The organism is Cytobacillus sp. IB215665 (assembly GCF_033963835.1).
GTDB lineage: Bacteria > Bacillota > Bacilli > Bacillales > SM2101 > Nanhaiella.
This window is the reverse complement of sequence record NZ_JAXBME010000031.1, coordinates 21,184-27,969: the sequence shown is the minus strand read 5'-3', so window position 1 is coordinate 27,969 and position 6,786 is coordinate 21,184. Positions and strand designations below refer to the sequence as shown.

General features: G+C 32.1%; 7 protein-coding genes. 1 reads left to right on the top strand and 6 read right to left on the bottom strand.

Annotated elements, in window-relative coordinates:
* Positions 1-587: 587 nt before the first annotated feature.
* Both SLH52_RS22680 and SLH52_RS22675 read right to left on the bottom strand, forming a co-directional pair.
* Complete coding sequence (locus tag SLH52_RS22680; RefSeq protein ID WP_320211474.1) at positions 588-1,034, bottom strand: NUDIX hydrolase; 447 nt, start codon at positions 1,032-1,034, stop codon at positions 588-590.
* A 186-nt stretch (positions 1,035-1,220) separates the two neighbouring features.
* Positions 1,221-2,051, bottom strand: coding sequence for a helix-turn-helix domain-containing protein (locus SLH52_RS22675; RefSeq protein ID WP_320211473.1), 831 nt, complete (start codon positions 2,049-2,051; stop codon positions 1,221-1,223).
* 556 nt (positions 2,052-2,607) lie between these two features.
* Between SLH52_RS22675 and SLH52_RS22670 the strand changes: the two genes are divergently transcribed.
* Complete coding sequence (locus SLH52_RS22670) at positions 2,608-3,618, top strand: cytochrome D1 domain-containing protein (RefSeq protein WP_320211472.1); 1,011 nt, start codon at positions 2,608-2,610, stop codon at positions 3,616-3,618.
* A gap of 314 nt (positions 3,619-3,932) precedes the next feature.
* Here SLH52_RS22670 and SLH52_RS22665 read toward each other — a convergent pair whose 3' ends face one another.
* The 4 genes from SLH52_RS22665 to SLH52_RS22650 form a co-directional block, all read right to left on the bottom strand.
* A complete protein-coding gene (locus SLH52_RS22665; RefSeq protein WP_320211471.1) occupies positions 3,933-4,730 on the bottom strand; it encodes a hypothetical protein in 798 nt (265 codons plus the stop codon).
* 378 nt (positions 4,731-5,108) lie between these two features.
* Positions 5,109-5,330: a hypothetical protein gene (locus SLH52_RS22660; protein WP_320211470.1), complete on the bottom strand. Its 222-nt coding sequence runs from the start codon at positions 5,328-5,330 to the stop codon at positions 5,109-5,111.
* Positions 5,331-5,585: 255 nt separating this feature from the next.
* Positions 5,586-5,975, bottom strand: a complete 390-nt coding sequence (locus SLH52_RS22655) for a hypothetical protein (protein ID WP_320211469.1) — start codon at positions 5,973-5,975, stop codon at positions 5,586-5,588.
* 40 nt (positions 5,976-6,015) lie between these two features.
* Positions 6,016-6,222, bottom strand: a complete 207-nt coding sequence (locus SLH52_RS22650; protein WP_320211468.1) for a helix-turn-helix transcriptional regulator — start codon at positions 6,220-6,222, stop codon at positions 6,016-6,018.
* Positions 6,223-6,786 lie beyond the last annotated feature (564 nt).

The following is a 6,786-nucleotide window of genomic DNA, read 5'->3' as shown; positions in this document are numbered from 1 at the left end:
TATCGTAATCGAATTAAAATATCGTTATTATCTATATTCATGTATAGACCTCCTGAAATTTTTCATGTGTCCATCTCTAAGATTAATTTTATAACAGGGATGTATTTTAAATCTTGACACTGAACCATTAACTTACCACTTTATGGGCATGTTTTATCATATGACTTGAATGTAAAAATCTGTTTGTCTAATTACAAGGGATTCCTTTTAGACCTGTCTATTCATAATATTTCCTAAACAACATATGTTTGATAATTTAAATGCATAATTAAAAAAACTTAAAAAAGAGTCCTCTCCAAATTCGTTCCACAAAATTGCTTATATTCTAATACCAACTGTTTCAAAAATTTCTAATTTACACAATGACTTTTCCACAAAAAACGCGATGTTAAATCATCGCGCCGGATTGTTTAATACCAAAAATACTATCTTTTATTAACTTTAACACTTTATTTCTATAAGTTTCTTCCAGTTAATTGATTATATACTTTTTTAATATTCTCTAACTATTTAGAGAAGGCATTTCCATTGTTCAGGGAAACGCATCCCTAAACATATTTGAATAGCACTCCTTCTATATCACTTACTTATTTTCTATTTACATATTCCTCAATAAACCCTTTATCGTTATCATTTAATTTACTAGGCAATTTATCCGCAGTGAAATACTTCATATCTGCTGACTCGTTATAATCTATCTTCAAATCCCCACTGACATCTTTGGTATAATAAACGGCTGTTGCTGAATATAATTCGTCCCCATTTTGAACTTTCAAGTAATATTTTGAACCAGAGTATACATTAAGTAATTTCAGGTTTTCAGCAGTTAACCCTGTTTCTTCAAACACTTCTCTTTTCGCTACTTCTTCAAAACTTTCTCCCAAATCCATTAAACCACCTGGTAATCCCCAATTTCCATTAAGTCTTTTTTGCAATAATATCTCATTTTGTTCATTAACAATGATAACAACAGATCCAGGTAAGATTACTGGTCTGTGACCCACATACTGTCTTAAATATTTAAAGTATTCCACAATTACTTCCCCCAATATTTATCAACATTTTCCTAATACAAATTATTTGACGCATGACCTCATGTAAAGGTTACAAAACATAAAAAATTGATCAAGAGATGTTAATCTACAATATGGCCATAAAAATGAATAACGGCACATATCTATATTTCAGATATGCGCCATATTGTGGAAGATCATAAAAAGTTATTCATGTACTCCATATTTCTGCTTTTGTCCTATGAAGAATAGCACAATTGATGCCATCCCTAGTATCCCAAATGCTAAAACATCCCACAAATCGGTTATTGGTTGGTTTATAAATTTTGCTACAATGTAATTTATAAGCAAAGAAACTGGAATACCTAATAAAATAGAGATCGAAACCATATTCCATTTGAATGTATTCTTTATTGAAAACAAAATGTATATACCCCATAAATAACCTATAGCAATCAGTGCTATTGGTATTCCCATCGGTAACATGAATTTTGTTCCTCCAATAATGTTATTTAAAACAGACAAAAATGGAAAGATAAAAATACTTAACGAAATAAGCGACATACGAACCCTATACTCATCAAATTGAAAAAGAGGAATAATAATGAGCCATGCAAATGAAATTGCTGCAATTGGATATAATGACCATGTAAAAGTTCCTGAAATCGCAATATCGCAAATCACACTAATAAATATACCAAGTAAACAAGTTACTGTTATTATAGGTTCTGCAATAAATTTTACGGATTTTTTTTTCTTGAATGTTACTTTATTTACATATTGCAAAGTTGTTTCCACTATTGCATTTTCTTCAAATGGTGGGGTCACACTTCTTTTCCCATTAAGTAGTTCATTTGTAGTAACTCCTAAAGTCTCTGCAAGTGAGGATAATATTGATAAATCTGGATACCCTAATCCTCTTTCCCATTTAGAAACAGCCTTATCTGTAATGTTCAAATTTTCTGCCAACTGTCTTTGTGTCATATTTTTTGATTTTCTCAATTCATAAATTAATTTAGCCATGCTCCCATTATTCATGTTAAGTACCTTCCTTTCTCTTACAATTTTAAAAGTAAATTTATATTAAAACACTCGACTATCCGTAGAACATGGTCAAGTAAACTATTAGTAGAGTCTAGATAGGGAACATCCACTTATTATCTTTCGTTCAGTTCACTCTTTTAAGTAAAATAAATGACAAAAGTAAATAGGTTCTCTTTTTAGGTACCTTTCTCCTTTTTAAATCATTTTCCTTTGTTGTACTTCAAGCTTGCTCTCACAAATGGGAAAAAACACCTTTTTCCAGAATATTGCCATTCGTAATCCTGCCCCTGTATACAAAACAGAATAATTAAATAGACCTTACTGGTTTTTCTATTCAAATTATTTCAAAATCATTCAGTTCTTAAATTTTTTTAATCATAAAAAATGCGATGATATTATATCATCGCGCCATATTGTGTAAGATCAGGACAACAAAAAGGGAGTTACTTTTACCCCAACATAATATCATTTTTGTCTAGTGGATAACGAATAAGCTAATCTTAATTCTCATACTTTTATTATAAAAAGTATTTAAAAGAGGTGGTTTGATTTGACGACGGCTGTGATTAATGTAAAAACGCATTCGGTCATTAGCGAATTATCTGTTGGAAACGCTGAAATTTTATCATCTATCTTCACACCAGATGGTAAACTCGCTTTTGTCACGAATAGCGGGTCTACCTCTGTTTCTGTCATAGATGTGTTAACTAATAGTGTGATTGCTACTCTTCAGGTTGGAATTAATCCATTTTTTGTTGCTTTCACAGCAGACAGTAAACTTGCATATGTGATTAATAATGGGTCTACCTCTGTTTCTGTCATAGATGTGTTAACTAATAGTGTGATTGCTACTCTTCAGGTTGGAATTAATCCATTTTTTGTTGCTTTCACAGCAGACAGTAAACTTGCATATGTGATTAATAATGGGTCTACCTCTGTTTCTGTCATAGATGTGTTAACTAATAGTGTGATTGCTACTCTTCAGGTTGATGAAGACCCATCTTTTGTTGCCTTCACCCCTGACGGTAAACTTGCTTATGTCACAAATAGAGGATCTGGAACAGTTTCTGTCATAGACGTGAAAACGCATTGTGTGATATCGTCAATACAACTTGGAGTCGGACTATCTGTAGTCGTATTCACCCCTGACGGTAAACTTGCTTATGTCACTAATATAAATTTTGGCACAATGTCTGTCATAGATGTGAAAAGGCATAGCGTGATATCGACTGTACCGGTTGGGTTAGGGTCATTTGATATCAGCTTCACAACAAATGGTAAACTTGCTTATGTGATAAATAGAGGGTTTGGCAATGTTTCTGTCATAGATGTCAAAACGCATAGTGTAATATCGACTGTACCGGTTGGGAGCTTTCCACAGGATGTGGCTATATCACCAGATGGTAAACTCGCTTATGTTACGAATACTAATTCTGCCTCTGTTTCCGTCATAGATGTCAAAACGCATAATTTGATAGCAACTGTACCAGTTGGATTTCCAGCAGGTAGTGTCGCCTTCAGCCCGGATAGAAAACTCGCTTATGTAATTCAAACACAGTAAATACAATTTCTATTGAGTTTAATAAAATACCCTGTTAAAAACGATATTGATCAAAACATAAAAAGAAAGGCTCTTTCAGTATTACTTATGAAAAGCGCCATTGTGGAAGATCAAAGGAAAAGAAAGTAATCCACACCTTTAATTTAACTTTTCAGATTACAAATGGAAAAACGACTGAATTCAGTCCTTTTATAATCTTCACTTTCCTAATTCAAATAATTATCTTGGTAATCCGTACTTATTTTTTATGAGTTATGACACTATCATCTTTTCAAAATGCTGGGGGTACCGCGCGTCAGGTTCAACTTGCAGACCTAACTACACGGTTCTGTCATTCCATCAATATCTATATCTACAGCTAAATTTTCCCCACTCAAAACCATTATGTCTATTTTAGTTACATTTAACAATGAAAACATTTTGTGAGCGGTAGTGTCAACCTCGTTTAAATTTAGAGTTATAGGCTGTATAATCCCATTTGAAGTAAAATTAATAATTACCTCTGCTACACCTACTAGGTCTGTTTGATCTTCTCTTAAAACAACCTCACCGTGAAATCCAACTGCTCTGCCGCTGTATACTTCCACTAGATTATCAGTCATACTATTTAAGCCAGTATTTGTGGTACCTATATCTTCGGCAAGTAGCTGGCACGGACAATTGCATTGTGTAACTTTTTCATCTGCACTCCCATATCGTATACTGCCCTTTTTACAAGGCTCTGTCATTCCATCACAAGTTACACCTATATCCAGATTCTCACCAGTCATAACATTCACTTCTATTTTAGTTACATTTAAAAACGAAAATATTTTGTTAGTGTTTCTAGTAGATAGATCTAATGTTATAGGCTGTACAATACCGTTTGAAGTAAAATTAATTATTACAATGCCTACACCCATTGGTACTCCCGATTCCGACGTTAATTCGACTTCACCTTGCAATCCAACTGGCCTACCGTTGTATACTTCAGCCGTATTATTAGTTGTATCATTCATATTCCTGTTTAAAGTAATTATATTATCTACAATCAATAAACAAGGACAATCACACGTTTTCCCTTCCTTGATAGTACTTCCGCAACAAGTACTTAACTTCTTATATCGACACATCTTTTTACCTCCATAATAACAAAATGAATACGATATCATATGCGGTGTTTCATATCCCTGATTGGACATGAAATAGGTCATTAATTATAGATTAAGCAAACAAAATACTTATCTATTTTGATGAACAAAGGTTAGGAAGAAATCCTTGTTTTAATTTGAGTGCATGTAGCCAATTACTAAAATAACTTGGTTTAACAATATTACTCACAGGAAAAAGAATGATGCTTTTCAGTTACATTTATTAAAAGCGCCATATTGCTGAAGATTCAAATTATAATAGCCTTAAAAGAGAATAGTAACAGTCTTCAAAAAAAGCATTCCGTTTGTTTAAGTACATTTATGCACAATACCTAAACACTAATCAGTTTTTTAGTACTTTTATTTATTTCTTAACGTGTTTAAATCTGGAATACGTTTATAAATATCTGATACCTCATCTATAACCTCTAATTTGAATTTATCTCCGCCATTTCCTGTCATAGCAGTATTGACATATCCATAGATTACTTTTAACAATGATTTAGCATCATCTTCTGAAAGATTCCTAATAGCATGTATTGTATTCTCAAACTCATTAGTATCAGTAGTTTTCTTCAACATAATCCCTCCTAGTAAATATTACAAAAATCATTGGACATAATATAAATACAATACTCGATAAAATATGCCATTACATATATTTCTTACAAATAATAGATTAGTTTATGTCTAACCTTAGGCTTAATTGTTAAAACCTGATTGTCATTCATACCTGTAATAACATGTTAAATAATGAATTTTGGAGTGTTTATATAAATAGAATTCATCCTTCTATCCATTACACCCCTTCTACATAAAGTCATTATCTAAACTGAATTACTGATACTTTCGTGAAACTAAAAATTCTACTAACGGTAACAAAACCATAGCTATACCCATAATCCCTAAGATAAAGAAGTTATATGTACCGTTTAAAGAATAGTCTATGAAGACGAAGATTAATATAATAACTACTAAAATATAATAGCTAATTTTTGAACTTTGCTCGGTAATCTTTCTTCCTAATTCTTCATTCTGTAAAATCCCATCTTTTTCTTTTTCTCCTCCCCATGTAATAGCAGAAAAAAACACCATAAATAAACTACTAAAAACAAAGATTTCATTAAATCCAACTTCTTTACCTGTAATGATTTTAAAGATTGTAAAACCAATTACAGCTAACGTTGCTAATCCGAAAATAAGTCCCCCAATTTTTCTAGTACTCATGATTTATCTTTCTACCTCCTTTGTATAATAATTGATTACCCTAAATGTCATCTCCTCTTTTAGGATTAAAAACTTCTTCCATAGGTTTATTTAGGTGGAATGCAATATCAAAAGCTAATTGAAGACTGGGGTCATATTTATTATTTTCAATTGCATTTACTGTCTGCCTACTAACGTTACATAGATCGGCTAACTTACCCTGTGATAAACCTCTATTCTCTCTGTATTGTTTAATTTTATTTTCCAATTTATTGTCACCACCACAAACAAGGTGTAAAATATATTTTACACCTTGTATTGTATAAAAAGACCAATTAACTGTCAAAGGTTTTTTACAATCACTTCTTTACAGATTTTCTCGAACGGGAAAGCCCACTCCTTCAGGTGTGGGATGGTAGTGAGTTCAGATACGGTGTAGCTTTTGCTACAATAAGTATCTGAAATACTCCACTACTTTTGTTGCAGTAAACGTTAAAACTGATAAAATTAAACTATGGAATAATATAGAAGAACCAAAACTACTGTTTCATTAATTAACTATCATTTTGTTTTCTGTCCCCTATATAGGGGTAGCGTCAGGAAAATGCGGATTTACAACGTTAAGGTAATTCCCATATTAAAAAGCCTAATTTCTCAATAAAATGAGAAAGGTGGCTTTTTTTTCATTGCTACGTTAAAGCCCCGTTTGTAGAACAACGAGTACCTATTGGTAATTCATACTAGTTTGCATCTTGAGGCTAATTAATTTTGCTGTATTATTTACTTTTTCCCTTGCTTATCCTTACTTGGAGACTAAATATACTTGACAGGA